The organism is Lysinibacillus fusiformis (assembly GCF_016925635.1).
Lineage (GTDB): Bacteria > Bacillota > Bacilli > Bacillales_A > Planococcaceae > Lysinibacillus > Lysinibacillus fusiformis_F.
In genome coordinates, this window is the sequence record NZ_CP070490.1 from 2,120,849 (window position 1) to 2,144,519 (window position 23,671).

Genomic DNA, 23,671 nt, shown 5'->3' on the forward strand with positions numbered 1-23,671 from the left:
TTTGATTCATTTAAATAATTGAATGCTATTAAATATTATTTTTATTAGGTGAGGTTTTATCTTGAATAGCTCCATTCAATTATTATTATATGCGCTAACTTTGACTTAACTAGTATACCTCTTCAACTTCGTAGGTGAATTCTGTTAAACTTTTTGCATCAAATTTTATGTGAATCTCTTTTGGTCCCTTGTTTCCGTATAAATCAGTCCATAATACATCCTCTTCAGCAATTAGAGAGTATTCTACAGGTAACTCATTTTTTTCTATTCCAAACACGAAACTAAACATGTTTCCAATTGGAACAATACTAGACTTATCTTTTACTCCGTTACCTCTAATATTTCTTGCCATATTATCAGTTTTTATAAATTTAAAAGATAAATTTTGTAATGTATTAGGAATACTTATATCTTCATTAAAAAATATTCTTAAGTACATTGTCCCATATTGGTTTTCTTTAAACTCCATTTTTTCAATTTCTGGCTTTGCTGAATCTTTTTTAAAATTAATATTTTGATTATGAGATGAAAATGGTTTTTCTGAATCTAATATGTTTATTTGTAGTTCATGAGAACCAAGAAAACTTTGATTCAAATATACTTTATGAACAGTCATTGGTTCAAGTTCCATATGAGTTACATGATTAACAGTTTTTCCGTCAATTTTAATGCTATATTGAGAAAAGTTGGGTTCATTAAAATATATAAGTAAATAATCTTCACTAAATGTTTCGACATTTAAGATTTTTAGATTGGGATTACTTGGTTTTACTGTGATTTGAGTATTATTTTCATCAATCATTTCTGTAGTATTATTGATTTGCATAACTCGATTTAAAAATGCGCTAAATTCTGCTCTAGTTAATGAGTTTTTTGGTTTGAATGATTTATTTTCGTACCCCTTTGTAATGCCTAAAGAATATAAAATTGAAATATGCTTAGAATATTCATATGAAGACGGAACATCACTAAAAGGAGAGGTAATATTTGATGTTGATAAATTAAACCCATTTACTAATACTTGTGCCATTTCACCTCTTGTAATAGGGTCATTTGGTTTAAAATATTGTTTTTTTGTAAATAGGCCTAAATTTGTTGCTGTAGATATCTCTTTATAAGCTGGATGATTTTCAGAAACATCTTTGTAACCAGGATTGGTCACTTTAGATGTGGGAAACTCTAGTGCTCGTGCCATCATTATAGCAACTTGAGCATTTGTTACAGTCCCATTGGGTTTAAATGTGTTGTCTGAATAACCTTTAATAATCCCATTGCTCGATAGAAATTCTATATCTTGGTAATTTGTGTGAGTGGAAGGGACATCTTTAAAAGTCGAACCAAATGCAACTGGGGTGTTAAAAATTAATACTGTTAAAATTAAAACGGGTAACAATTTTTTTAGCATAGTATCCTCCGATGAAATATATTGTATAAAATATACCATAAAATAAATATTAATACAATTGAAGGGCGATAAAGTTGAATTGTGTAATTTGTATTTTCTGATGTATTTTTAGGCTAAAAACATGATAACAGTAGTATCCTTTTCTTGTAGGTACTCCTCAATGGCAAAGATTCATTAGAAACAAAAATCAATCGAATACAATAGTATTAGGAAATGATTGGTCAGGTATAAATGTATAATTGCAAATATATGAGCTCGTATTCCTTACGATATCCTAGAAAAATCTCAATTACGTTTCATCAAAGAAGTAAACGGCGTATAAAGTAAGCTCTATGATATTACTTCTAAGCTACCAGCAAAAATCGAGTGGGAATGTTATTGTTGAGAGCTATTTATAGCTCTCTTTTTTATCCTCTAAATTTTGGTCAAACACTTGCTGAGATATCAATATGTAGTGTATAGTCTTGAGTAAATAGATAGTTGAAAATAGGCGACTATCAAGTTTGTGGGATTAATTAACCCAATCAAGGTTAATTAATTAATGCTTTGAAATTATGAAACAATAATCGTTTCTCACAAAACGTGGGACTTACACGTATGTCAGGTGTTAAAGATCGTAAAGTCATTTACATCACAGGTGGATTATTAGTTGCACTTGGCTTCTTACCAAAAATCGCAGCGTTAACAACGATTATTCCAACATCCGTACTAGGTGCAGCGATGCTTGCGATGTTCGGAATGGTGATTACACAAGGTATGGGGATGCTTGTACCAGTTATGAACGAATCAGCAGAAAATGCCATGATTGCTGCTGTGGCAGTAAGTTTGGGTGTTGGTGTATCTGTTGTTCCTGGTATTTTTGATGCACTACCAGAAAGTGTTTCTCTTCTAACATCTAACGGTATCGTCTGTGGTTCAGTGACAGCGATTATCCTTAATATTTTATTCAAGATGATTGGGCCGAAGCATAAAAAAGACCCGATGCATGGGGAAGTGTAAAGAAAGATATTAAAAATCATCTAAGTGCTCCATTTTTAATTAAAACAATATTGTCACCTGCTTTTATCTATTGCTATAGATTTGAGGAGGTGGCATTTTTTTTGAACGGCTATTTGATGATGTATTTTAAAGTGGGATAATGGGCGTACTTACTTGCTTCAATAAAAAGATTGCCATGTATAATTAAATAAGGGAGAGATGCATATGGAAAACTTTGAAGAACTTTTGCCAAGACATAAAGCTGATAATGCGAGAGTAGAAATGATTAAGAAAATGGAGAGAGATAAAATAATACCTTTACTGCCTAGCCTCCTTGAATGGGTTCAAGATATGAATTGGCCAGTGGCCCCAAGTGTATTAGAGTTACTTTTAACTTTTCCAGAAGAAATTGTGCCACATGTGCAAGAAGTCTTATCTTCAGATGACGATAACTGGAAATGGTTTATTTTAAACTATTTAGTTATTGAATTACCAGTAGAGTCAAGAGTTCAGTTTAAAGATTATTTAACAAGAGTGGCTGAAAGACCTACACAGAATGAACTTGCAGAAGAAATGAATGAAATTGCAAAAGAAATTTTGGAGACAATCTAAAAAATAGTATGTAGAGAAATATTTAGTTTAGTTTGTTATTATTTTTGTCACGTATAATAATTTCATATGGAATTTCCTCGATGGATAGTTCTTCTCTTTTCAATTCTATTATCTTATCCACATAATCTATTAGCTGCTTTACCTTTTTATTGGATTGCCAAAACCCTTTTGGCTTTTCTAAGTCCGTTTTAATAATAATTTGTAAGGGTTCAGGATGAAATGAATAGGCGAATCCACTATATTCTTTGAATTCTTTTTTAGTTTCATCTCTTATTGCACTAAATACAGGTTGCCATTCTGGGTCTTTGATTTTACTTTTGCTTTTTTCTTTAATAAAAACCTTAAAGTTCATGCTGGTATTAGAATAAACTGAATTGGCGATAAGCTTTTCTATTTCATTCTTATTTATCAATTCCCCATTCGTTACCTCAATAATGATTCCCTTACTTGGGTCAATAGTTAATGAATAATTGGTTTTATCATAACCATTCGCTTTTAATAAATCTAAGGTTATTTTTAGTACTTCATTTAGCTTACCATCTTCCTCACTTAATTCATAACCATCCAATGCAATGTATTCCACTTTGAAGTTTTTGTAATCCGTCTCTTTTGCTATATTTAAGATGATATTTTCAATAATACTCTTATTCTTATCAATAAAATCCTTATCTTTGGCTTGAATAGTAAATACACGGTCATCAGGGGAAAAATCAAACCCTATTTGAACGAAACCATTTTTATTAAACTCCTGAGAAATTTTTCTTAATACCTCGTTAATCTTTTCATTTTCCTTTTTAGTTTCCACCATACTTTTAACTAAAGCCATTTCCAATTCTTCTTCACAATGAGCAGACCTTGATTTATCTAGATTTGTCGTTATGATAATGGCTGTAATTGTAGTGGCAGTAATAAAACCAATTAAGGTTTTTTTCATAATAGTCACCCCTCAAGTAGAATTGTATGTTTTTAACTATTGATTATGATATTAGTTGAAATTTATTTTTTTAAAATAACTATAGATAGTCATATGGAATGTTTAACATTAGATTAAAGGGGAATTTAAAAATAGAATTGTTGAAATAGCATGTAACTCTCTCTTTCAACATATACTTATATAAAACTACTCTCAGAAAGGTCTAGTACAAATGCAAAGTATCGTTTTAATTTTAATCCTACAATTAGTATATGTACCTTTTTTAACATTACGAACAATATTTTTGGTAAAGAATATCACATTCCTTGCAGCGATATTTGGTATGCTGGAGATGTTGGTGTATGTATTTGGCCTTTCACTCGTTTTCAGTGGGAAGCAAAGCATGTTATCTATGGTTGTCTATGCAGTTGGGTTTGGATTAGGTATATTTTTAGGAGCAAAAATAGAACGAAAGCTAGCGATAGGCTATGTTTATACAACCATTAATACGCAAAATAAGAATGAAGAGCTTGTGAAATTTCTTCGTAATGAAGGATTTGCCGTCACGATTTATATCGGAGAAGGGCGAGATAGTAACCGCTATAAATATGAAATCTTAACGAAGAGGAATCGTGAAGGGGAGCTCTTTCAAATAGTAGAGCAATTCGAGCCGAATGCGTTTATTATCTCGTATGAGCCTAAGTCATTCAAAGGCGGCTTTTTACTTGCTCGTATGAAGGCTAAGCAAAAATAATATTCACTATGAAAGGACCCTCGCTAAAAGCGAAGGTCCTTTTTTACATATTACATAAATTTTGTTTCAACCCAATTTTTAAATAAATCAAAGTCTGTATAGACGGTTTCTTTGTAGCTCATTGCTTGTAAAATTGTATGTTCTATAAATACATTCCGTTCTTTGCCAATCGCTTTTAAAATCTCCTCCTCGCTGTGATAGGTAAAAACATGAGAATAATCGATATCAGCTCGGGCATGTATTTTAGCAGCAATTTGTCCCATAAGTGATGTTGTTGTAAAGTAATCCTCTACATCCTTATAGTTTTTAGGCTTAATCTTCTTTTTATAGGGAGAACGTTCTCGAATATAAAATTCCTGTCCATTCATCGTGATAAAGGCTAAATGTGGGTCCTCTAAATGGTGCATGGCTTTTTGAGTTCCAACTACTCGTGCTCCCTGGTGCTCATAGTGATTCCAAAATAGATCCTGATAAGGGAGGAAGTAGGCAGGAATGGCTGTGCGTACCTCTTTCATTTCTAGCACTAAATCATCGACACCTGATGCACTCTTTTCGTCTTCTACTAAAATATAATAACGTTTTAAACCGATAGAAGCTGTTCCAGAGCCATACTTATAGGCTATGTCTCGAATTTTATATGTAGAAAGTGCGTTTGAAATGGCACTGTATTCCTCAGCAGTGACTGGTTGAATTTCTTCATTCCATAAGAAAGCACGTTCGCCATCTTCATTGAGATACGTAATATCCTGTAAAAGGTAAGATTGTTGGCGTTTCTCAAGCTTTTTCAATAACCTCTTTGCTGGTCCCTTTGTATTGTCTCTTGTAAAAATCAGTGTTAGAGGATCATCCAGTTTACGCTCAAATCGTTTTAGCTGATCAATATAACTGTTAAGAAAATGCTGAATAGCCGTTTCCTGGGTTGCCTTATGTAAGCCTTGTTCCTCTAAATAGAGCGCAATACTAACACTCATTCTAACAATATCGTATAAATAAGAGCCTACATAGCCCTCATCGAAATCATTGACATCAAAAACAATCGAACCTGCTTCATTTTGAAAAGCACCGAAGTTATCCATATGCATGTCACCTTGAATCCAAGTCGGTTTTCTATCAGGAGTATGGAAGATTGAGGCGGATTTTGTCATATCAAAATAAAATAGATAGGCACTTCCGCGGAAAAAGCGAAATGGGCTTTCAAGCATTTTACGGTATTTCTCCAAGCGCTGTACCTCTGTTAAACGCATTCGTTGAACATCAAACTCTTCAAAGATTGTTTCTAATTGTTCTTGTCTTAAAAAAGTTCTAGTATGTTTCACTTGCTCCAATAAAGCATGCTCCATATTATAATCCCCTTTGTTAATTTAAAATTTACCTGTATATACGGAAATAAATTGAATAAGTTTCGAAGAAATTTAGCAAATGTACTCGATAAAATTGGCTAATCATCTAAGGTTATTTCATAACATGTTCGATAACCTATTTTCATACTATAAGACATGCATAGACACGGAGGGGGGTTGTATGTATTTCTTTACAAAAAGTCTTGTCATTTTAATAGGAAGTATTTCATTGTCGTTAGGAATAAACTTATTTTTAACGCCATATGAAATTTTAGATGGGGGAGTAGTAGGGTTAGCGCTAATATTACACTATTTATATAAACTCAAAATTGGTTTAATGATTATTATCATTAGTATTCCGATTTTTATTATCGCTTGGTTTAAATATAAAACCTATTTTTATAATAGTATACACGGTTTAATAACGTCTTCCTTCATTATCGATTTGTTAAAGCCTGTCCGCAATCTTGTGCAAATTGACGCGCTTTATAGTGCCATTCTTGGAGGAATACTTGTAGGCTTTGGCATTGGTCTAATGCTGCGTTTTCAGACAAGCACAGGGGGGACAGACTTAATCGCGCAATTTATCTGTGATAAAACGGGTATCAATGTTGGGATCTTAATATTTTTTATTGATTCCATCGTAATTATTATAGGCGGCTTCCTCCTATCTACCTCGACCTTTCTATTATCCATTATTACAGTGCTAGTAGTGGGTATTACGACAAGCATTATTACTAGTCGAGTTTAATAAACGTAAAAAATAGTTCCAGTATAAACTGAAACTATTTGGGGGTCTGATTATCGAGTGCTTTCAGTAGCTTCTTTTTTGGATGTGCGGGTTTCACTTCGGCAATTAGTATAGCCAGTAAAATAAGTACTGCGCCTACGACCATACGGCTTGTTAGCAATTCATGCAAGAAGATAACGGATAGAGCCATGCCGAAAAAAGATTCAGTTGATAGTATGATTGCAGCCTTTGTGGCAGTTGTATATTGATTGGCCACATTCTGGAAAAGATAAGCTATTGTTGTAGAAAAAATCCCTAGATAAACAAGAGAATAGATTGCTTCTTTTTCAAGGGACGTAGGAATATCGCCTTGGCTAATGACAACTAGAACACCTATTAGGGATGCTGTGAGAAACTGAATAATGGTTAGAGCAATGGCATCTTCCTTTTGAACAAAAAGGTTTGTACAAAAGATATCAAAGGCAAAAGCAACCGCACAAGCTAATGATAGGGCATCACCTATATTCATTGTTAATGAGCCTTGTAATGATAAAAAGCCAATACCGACAATCGCTATTATTGACCCAATGATTTCGTAACCATCGATACGACGTTTATAAACGGCATACGCTATTAAAGGGACAATAATAACATTTACTGCGGTTAAAAAGGCATTTTTAGATGGTGTTGTATATTGAAGTCCAACTGTTTGAAGGGCAAACGCTATATACAAAATCGTACCTAATAAAGCTCCCTTCCAAACCACTGATTTCGAAGCCTTTCTTAAGCGGGAGCCAAATAAAACGGTTAATATAATTGAAGCTAATAAGAATCTACCAGCCATTACTTGATAAGCTGTTAAATATTCTAAGGCAATGGCTGTTACAACAAACCCACTACCCCACACGATTGCAGTCACTAATAGCATGCCATCAGCTATGTAAGTTTTCATGTTTTCTTCCTCCTAACTTCAATAGAATAGCATAAGAGGGAAGAAAAGAATTTGATTTTATTTCTAAATATTCAGGCGTTTTTTTGTACTTATTCCAAAGCGATTAGTCACTGTTCATTTTGCTATGTAATAAGTACAATTTAACGGCTGCAGCTAGGCGTTCATAAAAAACATAATCATTATCTATGGGTGCCACTAGCTGACGGATTTTAGCCATGCGATAGCGGATTGTATTTGGATGACAGAATTGTGCTACAGCAACTTCCTTAATATTTCCTTTATTAATGATATAGGTTATGGCGGTCTCCATTAAATCTGGATCAGCCTTATCATCAAGTAAAGGGGCTAAAAAGGAGGTAACATAGTCCATTGCGAATGTTGCATCTTTACGGTACAACTCGATTAATAAACAATCGGACGCGAGATTCTTATAATGACAGCTAGGTAGCATATCGATTCCAGCGAAAATATTGGCAAAAAAAGCTTCGCGTAATGCCATTGGGAATCCTGTCTGGGTATCATAGCAACTGCTATAACCGAACGTGAATGTATCAGTAGAAATGGCATATAATGTTAGCCATTCATGTAACACCTTTTCAAATTGGAACTGCTGAGATGGATTTGTCATGATGATAAAAAGGCTTTGTTTATAGGAACAAATCAGACCTGATTTTAATAGTGGCTCCAACGAATAAAAGGACTGCATCCAGCTTTGATGGATTGTATCACTTGCCCGTAAATTTGCTATAAATACATATCTCTCAAAGGGCTTATTGAGCTGTTGTAAAATGGATTTGATTTGCTCCTGTGTTACATCTTCCTCCATTAACCTTCGTAAAATCGTCTCTAAAAAGTAGGAATAATCCTGTGTCTTAGCATAGGCCATCGTTTCTAAAATGATTTTTTCAAAAAACTCATCTCCACCAAAGCGCAATATAGGGAAATTTTGCTGCTCCGCATACGACAAAACTTCTTCAGGTAATTCCTTAAAAATAACAGGCTTATAAGCTAAAGCACTCGCCCCAAGCTCAATTAGATTTTTAACAGCATTTAATAAATACTCAGGCTCTTGTTTTGCAAATAATAAACTACTTAACACAACACTGTTGGGTGTAAAGACAGTATCTCTGACATGGTGTATATCAGGTGAAAATTCAAAATCTAAAATCTCTACATTTTGAACAGCTTTATGTAAGCCGTTGTGACCAGCAACAACAGTGAAATCTTTTGTAATAGGTAGTTGTAAAAAATTCTCTACATTCATGAGTGCATCATTGCCTTTCCTGTAGTAAGCTTCTTGTTTCTATTATAAAATTACTTGTTCATAAAAAACCATTAGTAATAATGCCAATGGGTATCCACCACAAAAAATCTGCTCATTCAGCGGTATACCGTGAAGTGAGCAGATTTCCAGCACTTATCGTTTAGATATTAGCAAAAATATTTGGTTTTCTATTTCTCTGTGGATTTGTTTGCTCAACAGCATACCCTACATTTAAAATGCGTCCTTCTTTAAAGGCTGGACCAATAATTTGTAGACCTATTGGTAAGTTTCCTTTAAAGCCACAAGGAACCGAAAGGGCAGGTAAGCCTGTTAAGTTGCTAGGGCCTGTAAAGCGGATAATATTATCAATTAAATCTACTTTTTGACCGTTTAACTCTGCAAAATCATCCCCAATTGTACTAGCTACAACAGGTAGGGTAGGGGTAATGAGCACATCTACCACATTAAAAATCTCTGTAAACTCCTGCTTGATTTGACGACGTACCTGTTGAGCCTGCAAGTAATCGACGGCAGAAGGCAATTCGCCAAGCTCAAATAGTAGGCGAATATCGTCACCAAAATCTTGTGGTCTCTTTTGTAAATCTGAATGGTGTATAGCTGCTGCCTCTGAAAGGGACGTCACAAGCTCTGCCCATTCTGCATATTGTAGGGAAGGAATACGTACTACTTCCACTTTTGCTCCTTGGTCTACTAAGCTTTGAATACTTGCTCGAACAGCCTTTTCTACATCAGCATCAACATTTTTAAAGAAATATTCTTCATTGATACCAATCACTAAATCCTTGATATTGCCAGTAAGCTGCTGCACGTAGTTGTCTGTTGGAACATCAATGCAAGTAGGGTCTCGATGATCAAAACCAGCAATGACTTCAAGCAAGCCCGCTGCATCTTTGACTGTCTTAGTCATTGGGCCAATATGATCTAAGCTCCAAGCGAGTGGGTAACAGCCATATTTACTTACACGACCGTGTGTAGGTTTCAAACCAACAATGCCACAAGCAGAGGATGGAATTCGAATGGAGCCTGCTGTATCCGTACCTAGTGAAGCAACACTTGCGCCAGCCGCAACAGCCGCCCCTGAGCCTCCACTTGAACCTCCAGGAATTTTATCTAAATCCCATGGGTTGCGAACAGGGCCGTAATGAGGGTTATTATTGGTAATTCCCCAAGCATACTCATGCATGCTTAATTTTCCAGTGAAAATAACACCAGCGTCACGAAGTTTTTCAACCACTGTCGCATCATAATCAGAAACGAAGTCCTTATGAATTTTTGAGGACATCGTTGTTATTTTATCTTTAAAATACAAGTTGTCCTTTAAGGCCATAGGTATTCCATGATACATACCTTTATAATGACCTTGGAGAATCTCCTGTTCAACTTCTTTTGCCTTTGCTAATGCTTCTTCCCGATAGAAAGCCATATAGGAATTAATTTTAGGCTGACTTTCCTCAGCAAAATCTAAAATAGCTTTCGTTAATTCCACGGGAGATAGCGTCTTTGATGCAAGTAAAGGTGCCAATTCTTCAACAGATTTTAAATGTAAATCAGTTGTCAATGTGATCACCTCCAGGAATACTACGTACGGCGATATCTGCATCATCAATCGCAATACCTTCTAAATTGCTACGAAGTGACTGCATACCTTCCCAGCGTGTTAATAATAGTTCAAGGTGTTCAGGTTTCGGTGTAATTCCTTTGTTCTCCAATAATTGTTGAATAGACAAGCTCATTAACAGGATCCTCCCTTGAATAATTTTTATCTAAATAGGTTTCCCTATTAAGATCGATACAGTAAAAACGCAAAAAAATATAATAGGTAATATAAACCTATTATTACAATCATACACTAATAATAATTTATATCAAATAAATTATTTGTAATCGTTTTAATATTAAGAAATATTTACTAGACAAGTATTTTATTAAATCCTATTGCTGGAACTGGCTCTTTTTACATACGATTCACAGTCTGTTTACAATCAAAGCGTACAATGAACCATAATAACCAATTGAAGAGGTGCGAGAATGGAGTCTGCTGTGGGTCAAAGCATAAAAACGAGTAATATATTTTCTTTTATAAAATATTTATATGGGCAACACCAAAGCAATACGTTATTTATGAAACGTTTAAAAGCATTGAAACAAATTATTCAGCATAATGATTTACATACATACTTTCAACCGATTGTAGATTTACAATCAAAGCAAACAATGGGATTTGAAGCATTAAATCGACCAATACCTTCAACATTATTTAATAGTGTGGATCAGTTTTATGAGTTTGTAGGACAAACAGATTGCGTGTTTTTATTTGAATGTTTTTGTAGAAATCTTTCCTTACAACGTTTCAAGGAACGCTTACACAAAGATTTGGCGAATAAAAACTTTTTAGTATTTCTTAATATACATCCAAATGTTTTATTAGATAAAAAATACCACAGTGGAGAAACGCTACAATTACTAAAGGAGCTTGGTATTAAACCTCAGCAAGTCGTTTTTGAACTAACTGAACGGAGTGCTGTAATAGATTTTGTGGAGTTTGAACGTGTATTATCACATTATCGATCACAGGGCTATCGCATTGCAGTAGATGATGTAGGGTCAGGCTATAATAGTTTGAAGACGCTCATCTATTTAAAGCCAGAATTCATTAAACTAGACCGTTCATTGATTCAATTCATTGACCAAAATAGTGAGCAACAGCAGCTCGTCACATTGTTAATGAAATATGCTGAACAGGTCAATACTAAAATCATCGCTGAAGGGATTGAACGGCAGGAGGAGCTTGATTATTTGCATCGTATTGGCATTCATTATGCACAGGGTTATGCGATAGGAAAGCCCGCAAAAGAAATACATATGGGGAAAATAAGGGTGGGTGACCATGAAGATAGGGGAAGTCATTGAGAAAGTTCCGTGTATTGATGAATTTGTGAAAAATAAAGACGTAGATGTACTTTTTACGAGTAATCCATCATTGCGTAGCGTTGTTGTCGTGCGTGATGAAAAGCCAATTGGACATATTACACGCACACATTTCTATCAAAAAATTGGTACTCGGTATGGCTATCATTTATTAATGGGACGACAAAATCAGCTGATGATGAAGAAAAATCCTTTAATCGTTGATCGTAATACACCAATCACAGAGGTTAGTACATTAGCTATGGCTAGACCTCCTGAGGATTTATATGATGATGTCATCGTCACGAAAAACAATCTATATTATGGCATGGTTAGTATTCGAGAGTTATTGTTAAAGCTTGTTGATACACAGGTAGCCATTGCAAGCTTCCTGAATCCATTAAGTAGTCTTCCTGGCAATAAATTAATTGATGAAAAGTTAGAGGAAGCATTACAGCTATCACAATATAGTTTAATCTATTTTGATTTAGATCATTTTAAATCCTACAATGACACATATGGCTTTAATAAAGGGGATAAAATTTTACGGTATTTAACAGATATACTTAAAAGACATATATGCGGGGTGGAAGATTTTTTAGGACATATTGGTGGAGATGATTTTGTGGCCATTCTCCCGTATTACGAGGTAGAAAAGATATGTCAAAAGATCATAGATGACTTTGATGCCAACATACTTAGTTTTTATGAGTTAGAGGATTTAGCATATGTTCAGGTAGCTAATAGATCAGGAGAACTGGAACCTTTAACATGCACATCCTTATCCATTGCCGTAATTACGAATGAGTATCAGTATTTTGACTCTGTCGAACAATTGTCCAATGCAGTCACGCATGTGAAAAAGCAGTGTAAAAAAATCGCAGGCAGCTGTTACCTCATTAATAAACAACAAACCTACTTTGTCCATTAACATAGTGCTTAATGCTAGATTGTTGGAGCTAATATGTAAAATATATGAAAATTTAAATGAAATTGATATATTTTTTGTTTAAAGGGGAATTAGATGGATTCAAGAAGATTGCACATTTGGCAACCTGTCACTTGCTTAGAAAGAGCCCAAATCGTTAATGCTACATTAAATTATACAGATTTAGGACTATGCTTAACATTAATCGATCGAAACAATACAGAAGTTGATATTATCTATGATAAAATGTCTCCAATTCAAGATTATGTTTGGTCTTTCCGCTATACTGGAGAAATTCCACGATCTGATTTAGTAGACAAAGTCAATGAAGCCTTGACCCAGGAACAACCTATAAATTCTTCTGCAGAATGGTTTTATAAAATGAGCAATTCAGATTATATAGATTGGTTTGACCAACTCCCGTGGATTGGAAGCAAAGAAATTCCGACCGTTGAACATCATATCTACTGCTATAATGACGGTGTCTTTGACATCATTAGTGACTACGAACCAAGATTTGTAATTAGAAATAACGCTTAAAAAGGCTGCCCTTAGACTGTTAGTTTTTAACTGTCTAGGGGCAGTTAATCGTTTGTCACCAAATGTAGTGGCATTGATTAAACTAGCTATATATTTACAAACATTCTTTTCTAAGATTATTCCTGTGCCAGAGGATGATTGTTACGCCATTTTTCGGGGTATAATCCTTAGCAAGAAAGCATTTTGTTATAGGAATTTATTAATCTTAATAAAACATACTTGAATTATAGGGATTATGGGTATATAATTCGATTACATTATTATAAAACATCTTAGGAGGCATTCCATTGTCGAATTTACAAATCATTCTTAACGTAGCAGTGTTGCTTGTGTTCGTTGGAATTTTATATGTTATGAATAAAAAGCACGTTAAGTTTTCTAATCGTGTTTTTGCCGGCTTAGGCTTAGGGATTGTACTTGGTCTTGGACTTCATTTTATTTATGGTCTTGATTCTGAAGTATTAGCCAAAACAACATCTTGGTACAATATTATCGGTACTGGGTATGTGAAACTGCTCCAAATGGTAGCAATGCCATTGATATTTATCTCCATTTTAATTGCCTTTACAAAAATGAAGATTGGCAAAAATTTCGGGAAAATGGCAGCACTTATTTTAGCCATTTTAATCGGTACAACAGCAGTTTCAGCAGCTGTAGGTATTTTTTCTGCAACAGTCTTTGATTTAGATGCAACACAAATTTTACAAGGTGATGCAGAAACTGCACGAGGTCAATACCTTGAAGAAAAAACTACGGGCTTAGCAGCTCCTGATCTACCAACACAAATTATTGAGTTATTCCCAGCAAATCCATTCCTTGATTTAACGGGTGCTCGTTCTACGTCAACAATTGCGGTTGTCATTTTCTCAGCATTCCTTGGTTTTGCTTATTTACGTGTGGCACGTAAGGATGAGGGAACAGCAGCTACAATTAAAAAAGGCTTAGATGCCATCTATGCCCTTGTAATGGGTGTTGTAACAATTGTATTACGCTTAACGCCATACGGAATTCTAGCGATTATGGCTCGTACTGTAGCAACATCAGATTTTGGAGCTATCTACAATTTAGGTAAGTTTGTCATTGCTTCTTATGTAGCACTATTTATTGTTTTAATCGTACACTTATTAATCATTACATTAAGTGGTTTAAATCCATTTACGTATTTGAAAAAATCGGCAGAAACATTATTATTCGCCTTTACATCTCGTTCTAGTGCGGGTACTTTACCGATGAATATTAAAACGCAAACAGGTCGTCTTGGGGTATCTGAGGGGATTGCAAACTTCTCAGGCTCATTCGGATTATCAATCGGTCAAAATGGTTGTGCAGGTGTATATCCTGCGATGTTAGCCATCATGATCGCACCAACAGTCGGCATTAATCCACTTGACCCTGTGTTCATTATTACAGTTATCGCAGTAGTAGCGGTTAGCTCGTTTGGTGTAGCAGGTGTTGGTGGTGGTGCAACATTTGCAGCTATCCTTGTATTATCCGCACTTGATTTACCGATTGCTCTTGCAGGTGTATTAATCTCTGTTGAACCTTTAATTGATATGGGTCGTACAGCGTTAAATGTAAGTGGTTCAATGACAGCTGGTGTTACAACAGCGCGTATTACTAAAGAATTAGATACAGAAATGTATAATAATAAAGAATTAGGTGCTCAAGTAGCAGACCTATAAGATCAACGAAGCCCCTTTAAAGGTAAAACTTTAAAGGGGCTTCATGTTGTTGAAAAAAGATGATGTCAACGGCAGAAAAAGCAACTTTGCAAGGCGAGGGGTTGATTTCCGTTCCGCCAGCGTCCTTTCCAGGGGGCGTCCGATGAGCCGCTTCACTCACTTACGTTCGCTCCAGGGTCTCCTCTGTGACGCTAAATCCCCTAGGAGTGACGCTGGCTCCACTCCAATCAACCATTCTGCAAAGTGTCTTTACTTTTTTCATACTAGCATAGCGATCAAATAGTCCATTATTTGTATTCTTAGAGGGGATAGGATTTTTATTTTCAATGTGGAAAAGTGATGCGTGACATAAAGAGTAGTAAACACCTTCACTTTATTTGAAAACATTTGCTAAAAAGATTACGTTTTCTGGGTTGGAGTGGAAGGCTACTTGACTCCCGTGGGATAGCGAGACACTAAACGGAGCGGTAGCAGAGGAAGCGGCTCGGCGCTCGCTCACAGGAAAGCAAGTAGCCAGCAACGGAAATCCATTTCTACCTTTCAATTGACTGTTTTGTTTTTTAACACTAAGAAGCCCCTTTAAAGGTAAAACTTTAAAGGGGCTTCAGCATTATACGATTTTTACATAAAAATCTTTACCGTTGATTAATTCGGATATCTCAATATTAAAATTTTGTTTATAGTAATCATAAATATTGTAGGCTAAACCGGAGTGTCCATTCAAATAGGTTCCCTTTTTAATCTCTTTACGTGGATTATGAAAATCAAAATATAAGCGTGAATCATGACTCATTGCGTTTAAAATAGCAAGAAATTCTTGTTCTTCAATATGAATTCCCCGTGTATACCGACATTCTCTACGATACGTATCATGTGATACATTTACGGGAGAAGCTTCAAGAATCATTTCAATATGTTTATTCAAATGATGACAGCTCCTTTCAAATTATAGGAAAAAACCATAAGAACAATCAGCTTTTATTAATTCTAGTATATAATTGTCAGAAAATTATATCAATATTTTTCTACCAGTCTTGCTGTTGAATTTCTTCTGCTACTAGTTGTAAGTCATAGGCGGTCACTATTAAAAGAGCATACTCATGGGATTCCATATATTTTTCTGCAAGCCGTTTGATATACTTCGGAGAACCCTCATTTTCTTCATCGTAAATTAATAAAAGTCCATCTGTATTTTGGATAATAAATTTGTCCTTCTCAATAAATTGCCATGGTGCTTCATACGGTTTTTTGGTCACGCTTGTGACAAAATCAGCTTGGGCAATTAATGCTTGATACTTTTCTTTTTTATGATCTTGCCAATTTTTCTCTTGTTCTAAGAAAGGTGTGATCACGGCGTATTTTAAATGCGGGAATTCTTTTTTTAACATTAAAACAACTTCAGCACTCCAAGATTCTACGCCCTGTTGACCGCTGATAATCACCCATTCGAGTCCTTCATCAAGCAGTGTACGTAGACGAGCTTCCAGTGCTTTTTTTATGATGACAATGCCGGGATGTTTATCATTAAAGATACCAAGCTCATGTGGTTTATAGCCAGTAATCATAATACGCTGTAACAACAAAATACCCCCTAAGCTGTCTAGTTGTACTACTAGTATACAGTAAGGGGGCAAATGAAAACGATATTGTTTATGAAAAGGCAAATAGTGTTAAAATTACTGCTACAGCTGCACAAATACCTAAAAACCACCATGAGTCAGTAAAGTCTTCTTTTGTGTCACTATTCATAAAAAATAATTCCTTTCTATTTTGCTTGTGTGATGGGCTTTACTTTACCTGCCCAGACCAAGACCAATTTGTCCATATGCGTAAGAGTGTTTCAAATGGACCACGTTTAAATTTCTTTAAATAGGCAAGGCTGAAAACACATTGCAAGCTATACACAACGATTCCGAAAAGGATTCCACCAAAGACGCCTAATTTACCGTATAAGCCAAGGCCATAGCCATAAAAAACAGTTGTACAAATGATGGTTTGTAGTAAATAATTGGTTAATGATAGTTTGCCAACGCTCTCAAATGCAGGAGCCAGTAGTTGAACTGGACGGGTGTTATAAAGGTATGCTGCGAGGCAAACATAGCCAATTGCTAGTAACTGGGAGCCGCCCGTTAATAAAATAGAAGAAAATGCACTTTTACTTTCTATAAAACTTACACTTTTACATATGAGTCCTATAGGTACAAGGAGAGCACCTAACTTATACCATTTCATTTCCTTGCTCATCTCCACAAATGCTTGCCTTTTAGCGAGCGCCATGCCAAAGAGGAAGAGAGGTGCATAGAACATCGGTGCAAAAATTAATATAATGAAGATGAAGGAAGATTCATCCACTCCTGGTATTTCGGCATTAGCTCGAAAATCAAAAATTTCTAAGTAGCTTCCGTTTGCATAAACATCGTCCGCTTGCTCGATGTATGTGTGTGTCTCCTTTTGTTCTTTTTTAGACGTTTCCATAGAGCCATATGTTAACGCTGTAGTTAAAACAAATAGGATACCAGCCCAAATAAATAAAGTTTTTGGTTTACGATTAATAAATGGGACTAAAAATAACGTCATACAGCCATAAGAAAATAGAATATCGCCTTCCCACAATAAAATAGAATGTAATAAGCCCAGGGCAATTAAACCTGTTGCACGACGCAAAATAGACCAGCGGCTTTTATTCTTTTTTCTGCGGATGGATTCAATTAATTTAATAAGTGAGAAGCCGAATAAAATAGTGAAGATGGGCATAAATGAGCCTTCAATCACAACTTTTACAAAATATAAAGCCCCGTTATCTAAGGTAGAAAGATTTTTTAATTCATCTTTGCCATACATCCCAAATTGGAAGATCAGCAAATTTGCCATTAAGATGCCAAATAAACTAAATCCACGCATTGTATCAATGAAGGTAACACGATTAGTTGTCATTGCGTTTTATCTCCTTAATTGGTTATCTTATACATATAATAATGAGGGAAGCTTATGGTGAAATAATGACTACCTTAAAGTAATCTTAAAAGTAGGTGAGGAAATGCAGGAAGCATCAATTTTAGTGTTAGAGGATGAACGTGCCATTGCTGAAATGATTGAAATCATTTTAAGAAAAGAAGGAATTACCAATATTACATTATGTAACACGATTGAAGAAGCAAAAGATGAAATGAATACTAAAACATTTGACTTTTATCTATTAGATATCATGCTTCCAGATGGAAGTGGGCTGGATATCGCGAATAGTATTCGGGAAAAAAGTGATGCGCCTATTTTTTATTTAACAGCCAAAAGCAGTGATGCAGATAAGCTTCGCGGTTTTATGAATGGCGCAGATGATTATATTACAAAACCATTTAACCCCTTAGAGCTTGTAGCGAGAGTAAAGGTGCAGTTAGTCCGTTATATGAAGAAAAAGAATGTATCAGAAAATCATGTATTTACTTGCAGCCGTTTTACATTTGACATTGACGCAGCAGAAATCGAGGTAGACGGTGTGAAGGAAATAATCAGTGGTCGCTTGTTTCATTTATTAAAATATTTATGTGACAATGCAGGTCAAGTATTATCTAAAGAACAAATATACGAGCGCGTATGGGGAGATTGCTTATTTGATGATAATACTGTGATGGTACATATACGAAAATTACGAGAAAAAATCGAAAAAAATCCTGGAAAGCCAACATGCATTATCACCGTCAGAGGCATTGGCTATAAGCTTGTTGGGGACATTTCTTCATGAAGCCTGCTGGAAAATTAACACTCCGTTTTGTTTCGTATTTCATCATATTCTATCTATTAATCATTTCAGGTTTTATTATAAGTCTGGTGTTTTTTGCTATCTTTATCAATGACCGTGTTGGTGACAACATTCATGTGATGAGCTCCTTTGAAATTGAAGATGATGCAGTTGTAGAGAAAGGGAAGACAATTAAAATTGCTGATTATTTAGTGGAGAGAGCTGAGGAAAATGTAGGACAGCTCTATTTATTTGATCCATCCATGAGGATCGTTGATTATACGGGAGAGACATGCGGACTATGTGGAAAGTCCGATAACGAAATATTGGCATTGAAGCAACCAGGCATGCATACATGGGAACTGCCGAATTACTACTTATTATTTATTCCGAATACGCCTGTCCAACCACTTTTTGAGGAGGCACTTGATAATTGGACGGCAACAGGGGACATTTCAGCTGTAACCCTGCAACGTCTAAAAGATAATAAAGCCAGTGTTGAAATTTATGATGAGCAATGGAATCGGATTGATGTTATAGGCGAGCGGTATGAGAAGCTAAATAAACCGCAATTACTAGAGGAAAAATACGATATTTTCGAGCATGAGGAGCTCAAGCAAAGCGCAGCCTTAGCCAATGATGTGACATTTGTTGTACGAATGCCTAACCCGTCTTATAAGCCATTTGAAGAGCCTTTTAATAAAGCAATGGTACTGTTTGTTTCTATCTTCTTTGGAGGGCATATTATTTTGCTGTTGGGTGTTATCTTTTTGTCTATTAGTATTTCACGTCAATTCGTGCGTCCACTAGTCTATGTTATATCGCGCATTGAGCGACTAACCCAATTCGATTACAGTGAAATTAGTGACAAAAAAATCCATCATAAAAAAACAGGAAAGTTGAAAAGGAAATTTAAATTATTCCAACCTGTTGAGGAGTCACTCAACCACTTATCGGAGAGACTTGATTCAAATGAAAGGCAAATTAAGCACGGAGAGCAATTACGTGAAGAGTGGATAACAGGTTTATCGCATGATTTAAAGACGCCGTTAAGCTCAATCTATGGCTATTCAACGATGCTAGCATCTGAAGATTATGAGTGGACAAAGGATGAGATGCGTATTTTTGCACAGACCATGCAGGAAAAGGCAACCTATATGGATGCACTTATTCAGGATTTAACGTATACGTATCAGTTAAAAAATAAAGCTATACAGCTTGATAAAGTGTTACTTCCGCTAGCAACATGGTTACCACAATTTGCAGACGAACAGGTATGTGTGAAGGTATATGGTGATGTGTTGCTACAAGCAGATGAGCTTTTACTTAAGCGGATAATGGATAATTTAATTACTAATGCGAAAAAGTATACCCCTGAAGGCACCAAGGTGATTGTAGAAGCGCAACATACAGGTAAAGAAGTGATGCTTACCATTGCTGACCAAGGACCTGGCATTCCTCAGGGGGAGCTCGATAATCTATTCGAACGCTATTATCGAGGTACGAATACGACAGACGATATAACAGGTACAGGGCTAGGACTAGCCATCACGAAGCAGCTCATTGATTTACACAATGGCACAATTAGTGTTCGTTCAGGTCAGGACGGGACAATTTTTGTTCTAAAATTTCAATGTCATTAGTGTGGATCTCCTTGCTTTTTTAAGGACTCTGTCATAGAACTTAATCTCATTCAACATAGTAAAGAGGTATCAAAGTGTTCATTTGATACCTTTTTCTTAGTGTTGAAAAACAAAACAGTCAATTGAAAGGTAGAAATGGATTTCCGTTGCAGGCTACTTGCTTTCCTGTGGGCGAGCGTCGAATCGCTTCCTCCGCTACCGCTCCGTTTAGAGTTTTGCCTGTCTCGCAATCCCACGGGAGTCAAGTAGCCTTCCACTCCAATCAACAAAAGTGTTACCTTTTTAGCAAAGGTTTTCAAATAAAGTGAAGGTGTTCACTACTCCTTATGAAGAGGTGTTGTCACGCATCACTTCCCCAATAAGAGCTTATCCCCTCTAAGAATACAGATAATGGGCTATTTGATCGCTACTATGAAAAAAGTAAAGACACTTTGCAGAATGGTTGATTGGAGTGGAGCCAGCGTTACTCCTAAGGGATTTAGCGTCACAGAGGAGACCCTGGAGCGAACGTAAGTGAGTGAAGCGGCTCATCGGACGCCCCCTGGAAAGGACGCTGGCGGAACGGAAATCAACCCCTCACCTTGCAAAGTTGCTATTTCTGCCGTTGACATCATCTTTTTTCAACAACATGAAAGAGGTATCAAGCTGTTCATTTGATACCTCTTTTTTTATTTATTTTTCGTACAGCGTTCAGTTGGCTGTTCAATTTTTACGTAACGCCATAAGTTATTGGCGATGTCGCGGGCTTCTGCGATATGTTCTGTGCCGACAAATGCCTTACGGAAAGGGGTAAGAAGTGATTCGATGATAAAAAGCTTTGGTTTTTCGTTTTGTAATTCTTCTAATAAGAATTGGGCATATTCCAAACCTTCCATTGATTCATTGTTCGATAATCCCTTTGTAAAGCCTTGTAGTTGTTCAATGACCATTTCTTTTGTAACGGTTTTATAGTTCACGACATTTTGAATGGTATTGATCATTTCAACACTCACGATAATCTCTTTTGACTCAAGCATAGTGGGTATAATTACGCTAATATTGCGCAATGCTACACGTACAATCGCTTCTCGATTGATATATTTATAATCGGCAATAAAGACAGCACGTAGAGTGAGGTTAATCATCCCAAGTGTTTGAACAGCACATTCATAGCTAATAGGGCTAATCTCTTCGCCAAATACTTGTACTAGACGATTGGCGAGCCATTCTAATTCTTGTAAATGGTAATTAATAATAATTTTTTTTAGTTCTTTATCTCTTGATTGGAAGATGGATTCGAATATCTGTACTAAATTATGTTCACGATTAACATACATGAGAACAGCGACTTGCTGTGTCAATACTTCTAAATCTGTAGGGTCTTTACCATAGATGAGCTCATGGCGGCGATTACTAGCTTCTTCGCGCCCTTCATCCAAAATGGCGATTAAGCATTCATTTTTCGAAGGAAAGTGATTATAAAATGTACCTTTTGAAATTTTAGCCGCATTGATGATGTCATTAATCGATGTATCTAGAAAGCCTTTTTCAATAAAAAGTTCACGTGCTGCTGTTATAATTTGTCTTTTTCTTTTGTTCATGACCTCACCTTTTTTATAATATTATACTCTTATTCTACCTTCGAAACGTATTTATATCAACGTTTATAAAAAATATAAACTTATTTGTTGAAAAAAGTAGACTACGAGTATAAAATAAGTTTTATCGTAAAACACAAGAAAGAATTGAGGGATATAAATGAATAGTGAGCAAACAATGAAAAAGCCCCCTTATGGCATGATAGCTATTCTATTTGTGGGTGCTTTTGTTGCTTTTCTAAACAACACATTGTTGAATGTGGCATTACCAACAATCATGAAAGATTTTGGGATTACCTATTCAAAAGTACAATGGTTAGCAACAGGGTATATGCTTGTGAGCGGTATTTTAGTGCCAGCTTCAGCATTCTTTGTGACACGCTTTAAAAATAGACATTTATTTATAACAGCGATGTCCATCTTTACAATCGGTACAATTATGGCAGGCTTTGCACCTAACTTCGGTGTGCTATTAGCAGGTCGTATGGTGCAAGCAGCCGGGGCATCTAGTATGTCACCACTTTTAATGAACGTTATGCTAACAAGCTTCCCAAAAGAGAAGCGTGGAGCGGCGATGGGGATCTTTGGTTTAGTTATGATTATGGCGCCAGCAATCGGTCCTACATTATCAGGATATATTGTGGAACATCATGATTGGCGTATGCTTTTCCAAATGATTATTCCATTTGCTTTAATTAGTTTATTATTTGGTGTTTGGAAACTAAGAAACGTGATGGAGACACGTGAAGTTCACTTAGATTTCCTTTCAGTCCTTTTATCAACAGTTGCATTTGGTGGTATTTTATATGGCTTTAGTACAGCAGGAGATAAAGGTTGGTCAAGTCCATGGGTATATGGCACAATTACGATTGGCTTCATTGCTTTAGTTATTTTCGTTGTTAAACAGCTGAAAATGGATGAGCCATTACTGGAATTACGTATTTATAAGTATCCGATGTTTGCTTTAGGGTCAGTTATCTCAGTTATTGTCTCTATGGCAATGTTCTCAGGGATGATTTTAACACCAGCATATGTACAGTCTATCCGTGGTATCGAACCATTTGAAGCAGGTTTGATGATGCTTCCAGGGGCACTTGTCATGGGGATTATGTCACCAATCACTGGTAAGCTTTTTGATAAATTTGGTCCTCGTGTGTTGGCCATTATTGGATTAACGATTACAACAATCGCAACTTTCGGTTTAACGAAATTAGAAATTGATTCAAGCTACACATATATCGTATCGATGTATACAATTCGTATGTTCGGTATGTCGATGGTCATGATGCCTATTATGACAAACGGTTTAAATCAACTACCACAAATGATGAATCCACATGGTACAGCGATTAACAATACATTACAGCAGGTATCAGGAGCAATCGGTAGTGCGATCCTCGTAACATTTATGAATAACCGTACAAAAGTTAAAGCGGAAGAATTAATTGCAGAAGCAAAAGCGAATGCTGCACAATCAGGAGCAGCGCCTACAGCAGAGCAAATGCAGCAAATGCAAGATCAAATTATGCAAACTGCCTTATTAGATGGTATTACGCATTCCTTCTTAATTGCAGCTGCAATAACAGTGATTGCAGTGGTACTCGCATTCTTCTTGAAACGCGTAAAAGTTGAAAGCGCAGCAGCGTCAATGGATTTAAAAAAGCCAACTAAATAATCAAGTGAATCCCT

21 protein-coding genes and 1 pseudogene are annotated in these 23,671 nt (G+C 35.8%); 11 read left to right on the forward strand and 11 right to left on the reverse strand.

Going from position 1 to position 23,671, the window contains the following annotated elements:
• Window positions 1-109: 109 nt before the first annotated feature.
• Entirely contained in the window at window positions 110-1,405 is a 1,296-nt protein-coding gene (locus tag JTI58_RS10425) for an S-layer homology domain-containing protein (RefSeq protein WP_205446525.1), read from the reverse strand.
• A 570-nt stretch (window positions 1,406-1,975) separates the two neighbouring features.
• Between JTI58_RS10425 and JTI58_RS10430 the strand changes: the two are divergent.
• A pseudogene (locus JTI58_RS10430) lies at window positions 1,976-2,404 on the forward strand (solute carrier family 23 protein); the annotation flags it as partial.
• A 204-nt stretch (window positions 2,405-2,608) separates the two neighbouring features.
• Entirely contained in the window at window positions 2,609-2,995 is a 387-nt protein-coding gene (locus JTI58_RS10435) for a DUF5071 domain-containing protein (RefSeq protein ID WP_205446526.1), read from the forward strand.
• Window positions 2,996-3,017: 22 nt separating this feature from the next.
• Here JTI58_RS10435 and JTI58_RS10440 read toward each other — a convergent pair whose 3' ends face one another.
• On the reverse strand, window positions 3,018-3,929 hold the full coding sequence (locus JTI58_RS10440) for a hypothetical protein (protein WP_205446527.1): 912 nt from the start codon (window positions 3,927-3,929) through the stop codon (window positions 3,018-3,020).
• Window positions 3,930-4,140: 211 nt separating this feature from the next.
• Here JTI58_RS10440 and JTI58_RS10445 point away from each other — a divergent pair, with 211 nt between their 5' ends.
• The gene (locus tag JTI58_RS10445; RefSeq protein WP_004227692.1) at window positions 4,141-4,662 is read left to right on the forward strand and encodes a DUF2179 domain-containing protein; all 522 of its coding nucleotides are present in this window, start codon (window positions 4,141-4,143) and stop codon (window positions 4,660-4,662) included.
• A gap of 50 nt (window positions 4,663-4,712) precedes the next feature.
• Here JTI58_RS10445 and JTI58_RS10450 read toward each other — a convergent pair whose 3' ends face one another.
• Complete coding sequence (locus JTI58_RS10450; protein ID WP_205446528.1) at window positions 4,713-6,002, reverse strand: DUF2252 domain-containing protein; 1,290 nt, start codon at window positions 6,000-6,002, stop codon at window positions 4,713-4,715.
• Window positions 6,003-6,183: 181 nt separating this feature from the next.
• On the opposite strand from JTI58_RS10450, the gene JTI58_RS10455 reads away from it, so the two are divergent.
• On the forward strand, window positions 6,184-6,753 hold the full coding sequence (locus JTI58_RS10455) for a YitT family protein (protein ID WP_205446529.1): 570 nt from the start codon (window positions 6,184-6,186) through the stop codon (window positions 6,751-6,753).
• Window positions 6,754-6,787: 34 nt separating this feature from the next.
• Here the strand turns inward: JTI58_RS10455 and JTI58_RS10460 are convergent, their stop codons facing one another.
• The 4 genes from JTI58_RS10460 to JTI58_RS10475 form a co-directional block, all read right to left on the reverse strand.
• Window positions 6,788-7,684 carry a DMT family transporter gene (locus JTI58_RS10460; RefSeq protein WP_205446530.1) on the reverse strand — a complete coding sequence of 299 codons (897 nt, stop codon included), beginning with the start codon at window positions 7,682-7,684 and terminating at the stop codon, window positions 6,788-6,790.
• A 103-nt stretch (window positions 7,685-7,787) separates the two neighbouring features.
• A complete protein-coding gene (locus JTI58_RS10465) occupies window positions 7,788-8,948 on the reverse strand; it encodes a PucR family transcriptional regulator (protein ID WP_205446531.1) in 1,161 nt (386 codons plus the stop codon).
• Between the two features lie 160 nt (window positions 8,949-9,108).
• Window positions 9,109-10,527 (reverse strand): amidase, encoded by a 1,419-nt coding sequence (locus JTI58_RS10470; protein ID WP_205446532.1) that lies wholly within the window; start codon window positions 10,525-10,527, stop codon window positions 9,109-9,111.
• A complete protein-coding gene (locus JTI58_RS10475) occupies window positions 10,517-10,702 on the reverse strand; it encodes a hypothetical protein (protein WP_205446533.1) in 186 nt (61 codons plus the stop codon). Before JTI58_RS10475 ends, JTI58_RS10470 begins: the two co-directional genes overlap by 11 nt.
• A 295-nt stretch (window positions 10,703-10,997) precedes the next feature.
• Here JTI58_RS10475 and JTI58_RS10480 point away from each other — a divergent pair, with 295 nt between their 5' ends.
• The 4 genes from JTI58_RS10480 (at window position 10,998) to JTI58_RS10495 (ending at window position 15,026) form a co-directional block, all read left to right on the forward strand.
• The gene (locus JTI58_RS10480) at window positions 10,998-11,879 is read left to right on the forward strand and encodes an EAL domain-containing protein (protein ID WP_205446534.1); all 882 of its coding nucleotides are present in this window, start codon (window positions 10,998-11,000) and stop codon (window positions 11,877-11,879) included.
• On the forward strand, window positions 11,857-12,807 hold the full coding sequence (locus JTI58_RS10485) for a GGDEF domain-containing protein (RefSeq protein ID WP_205446535.1): 951 nt from the start codon (window positions 11,857-11,859) through the stop codon (window positions 12,805-12,807). Before JTI58_RS10480 ends, JTI58_RS10485 begins: the two co-directional genes overlap by 23 nt.
• Window positions 12,808-12,900: 93 nt before the next feature.
• Window positions 12,901-13,344 carry a hypothetical protein gene (locus JTI58_RS10490; protein WP_205446536.1) on the forward strand — a complete coding sequence of 148 codons (444 nt, stop codon included), beginning with the start codon at window positions 12,901-12,903 and terminating at the stop codon, window positions 13,342-13,344.
• A gap of 287 nt (window positions 13,345-13,631) precedes the next feature.
• The gene (locus JTI58_RS10495; RefSeq protein ID WP_205446537.1) at window positions 13,632-15,026 is read left to right on the forward strand and encodes an L-cystine transporter; all 1,395 of its coding nucleotides are present in this window, start codon (window positions 13,632-13,634) and stop codon (window positions 15,024-15,026) included.
• A 610-nt stretch (window positions 15,027-15,636) separates the two neighbouring features.
• Here the strand turns inward: JTI58_RS10495 and JTI58_RS10500 are convergent.
• From JTI58_RS10500 to JTI58_RS10510, 3 genes are all read right to left on the reverse strand, one after another.
• On the reverse strand, window positions 15,637-15,951 hold the full coding sequence (locus JTI58_RS10500) for a hypothetical protein (protein WP_205446538.1): 315 nt from the start codon (window positions 15,949-15,951) through the stop codon (window positions 15,637-15,639).
• Window positions 15,952-16,051: 100 nt separating this feature from the next.
• Window positions 16,052-16,591 (reverse strand): SLOG family protein, encoded by a 540-nt coding sequence (locus JTI58_RS10505; RefSeq protein ID WP_431844409.1) that lies wholly within the window; start codon window positions 16,589-16,591, stop codon window positions 16,052-16,054.
• A 223-nt stretch (window positions 16,592-16,814) separates the two neighbouring features.
• A complete protein-coding gene (locus JTI58_RS10510) occupies window positions 16,815-17,960 on the reverse strand; it encodes a DUF418 domain-containing protein (RefSeq protein WP_205446540.1) in 1,146 nt (381 codons plus the stop codon).
• A 103-nt stretch (window positions 17,961-18,063) separates the two neighbouring features.
• Here JTI58_RS10510 and JTI58_RS10515 point away from each other — a divergent pair, with 103 nt between their 5' ends.
• Both JTI58_RS10515 and JTI58_RS10520 read left to right on the forward strand, forming a co-directional pair.
• Complete coding sequence (locus tag JTI58_RS10515; protein ID WP_205446541.1) at window positions 18,064-18,765, forward strand: response regulator transcription factor; 702 nt, start codon at window positions 18,064-18,066, stop codon at window positions 18,763-18,765.
• Window positions 18,762-20,405 (forward strand): sensor histidine kinase, encoded by a 1,644-nt coding sequence (locus tag JTI58_RS10520; protein ID WP_205446542.1) that lies wholly within the window; start codon window positions 18,762-18,764, stop codon window positions 20,403-20,405. Before JTI58_RS10515 ends, JTI58_RS10520 begins: the two co-directional genes overlap by 4 nt.
• 668 nt (window positions 20,406-21,073) lie before the next feature.
• On the opposite strand, the gene JTI58_RS10525 is transcribed toward JTI58_RS10520, so the two are convergent.
• Window positions 21,074-21,985 carry a TetR/AcrR family transcriptional regulator gene (locus tag JTI58_RS10525; protein ID WP_205446543.1) on the reverse strand — a complete coding sequence of 304 codons (912 nt, stop codon included), beginning with the start codon at window positions 21,983-21,985 and terminating at the stop codon, window positions 21,074-21,076.
• Between the two features lie 157 nt (window positions 21,986-22,142).
• Between JTI58_RS10525 and JTI58_RS10530 the strand changes: the two genes are divergently transcribed.
• Window positions 22,143-23,657, forward strand: coding sequence for a DHA2 family efflux MFS transporter permease subunit (locus JTI58_RS10530; protein WP_205446544.1), 1,515 nt, complete (start codon window positions 22,143-22,145; stop codon window positions 23,655-23,657).
• Window positions 23,658-23,671: the final 14 nt, after the last annotated feature.

Excerpts from the sequence above, each read along its gene's own strand:
- JTI58_RS10425 (WP_205446525.1), bottom strand. The coding sequence starts at position 1,405 with ATGCTAAAAAAATTGTTACCCGTTTTAATTTTAACAGTATTAATTTTT.
- JTI58_RS10435 (WP_205446526.1), top strand. The coding sequence starts at position 2,609 with ATGGAAAACTTTGAAGAACTTTTGCCAAGACATAAAGCTGATAATGCG.
- JTI58_RS10440 (WP_205446527.1), bottom strand. The coding sequence starts at position 3,929 with ATGAAAAAAACCTTAATTGGTTTTATTACTGCCACTACAATTACAGCC.
- JTI58_RS10445 (WP_004227692.1), top strand. The coding sequence starts at position 4,141 with ATGCAAAGTATCGTTTTAATTTTAATCCTACAATTAGTATATGTACCT.
- JTI58_RS10450 (WP_205446528.1), bottom strand. The coding sequence starts at position 6,002 with ATGGAGCATGCTTTATTGGAGCAAGTGAAACATACTAGAACTTTTTTA.
- JTI58_RS10455 (WP_205446529.1), top strand. The coding sequence starts at position 6,184 with ATGTATTTCTTTACAAAAAGTCTTGTCATTTTAATAGGAAGTATTTCA.
- JTI58_RS10460 (WP_205446530.1), bottom strand. The coding sequence starts at position 7,684 with ATGAAAACTTACATAGCTGATGGCATGCTATTAGTGACTGCAATCGTG.
- JTI58_RS10465 (WP_205446531.1), bottom strand. The coding sequence starts at position 8,948 with ATGAATGTAGAGAATTTTTTACAACTACCTATTACAAAAGATTTCACT.
- JTI58_RS10475 (WP_205446533.1), bottom strand. The coding sequence starts at position 10,702 with ATGAGCTTGTCTATTCAACAATTATTGGAGAACAAAGGAATTACACCG.
- JTI58_RS10480 (WP_205446534.1), top strand. The coding sequence starts at position 10,998 with ATGGAGTCTGCTGTGGGTCAAAGCATAAAAACGAGTAATATATTTTCT.
- JTI58_RS10485 (WP_205446535.1), top strand. The coding sequence starts at position 11,857 with ATGAAGATAGGGGAAGTCATTGAGAAAGTTCCGTGTATTGATGAATTT.
- JTI58_RS10490 (WP_205446536.1), top strand. The coding sequence starts at position 12,901 with ATGGATTCAAGAAGATTGCACATTTGGCAACCTGTCACTTGCTTAGAA.
- JTI58_RS10505 (WP_431844409.1), bottom strand. The coding sequence starts at position 16,591 with ATGATTACTGGCTATAAACCACATGAGCTTGGTATCTTTAATGATAAA.
- JTI58_RS10510 (WP_205446540.1), bottom strand. The coding sequence starts at position 17,960 with ATGACAACTAATCGTGTTACCTTCATTGATACAATGCGTGGATTTAGT.
- JTI58_RS10515 (WP_205446541.1), top strand. The coding sequence starts at position 18,064 with ATGCAGGAAGCATCAATTTTAGTGTTAGAGGATGAACGTGCCATTGCT.
- JTI58_RS10520 (WP_205446542.1), top strand. The coding sequence starts at position 18,762 with ATGAAGCCTGCTGGAAAATTAACACTCCGTTTTGTTTCGTATTTCATC.
- JTI58_RS10525 (WP_205446543.1), bottom strand. The coding sequence starts at position 21,985 with ATGAACAAAAGAAAAAGACAAATTATAACAGCAGCACGTGAACTTTTT.
- JTI58_RS10530 (WP_205446544.1), top strand. The coding sequence starts at position 22,143 with ATGAATAGTGAGCAAACAATGAAAAAGCCCCCTTATGGCATGATAGCT.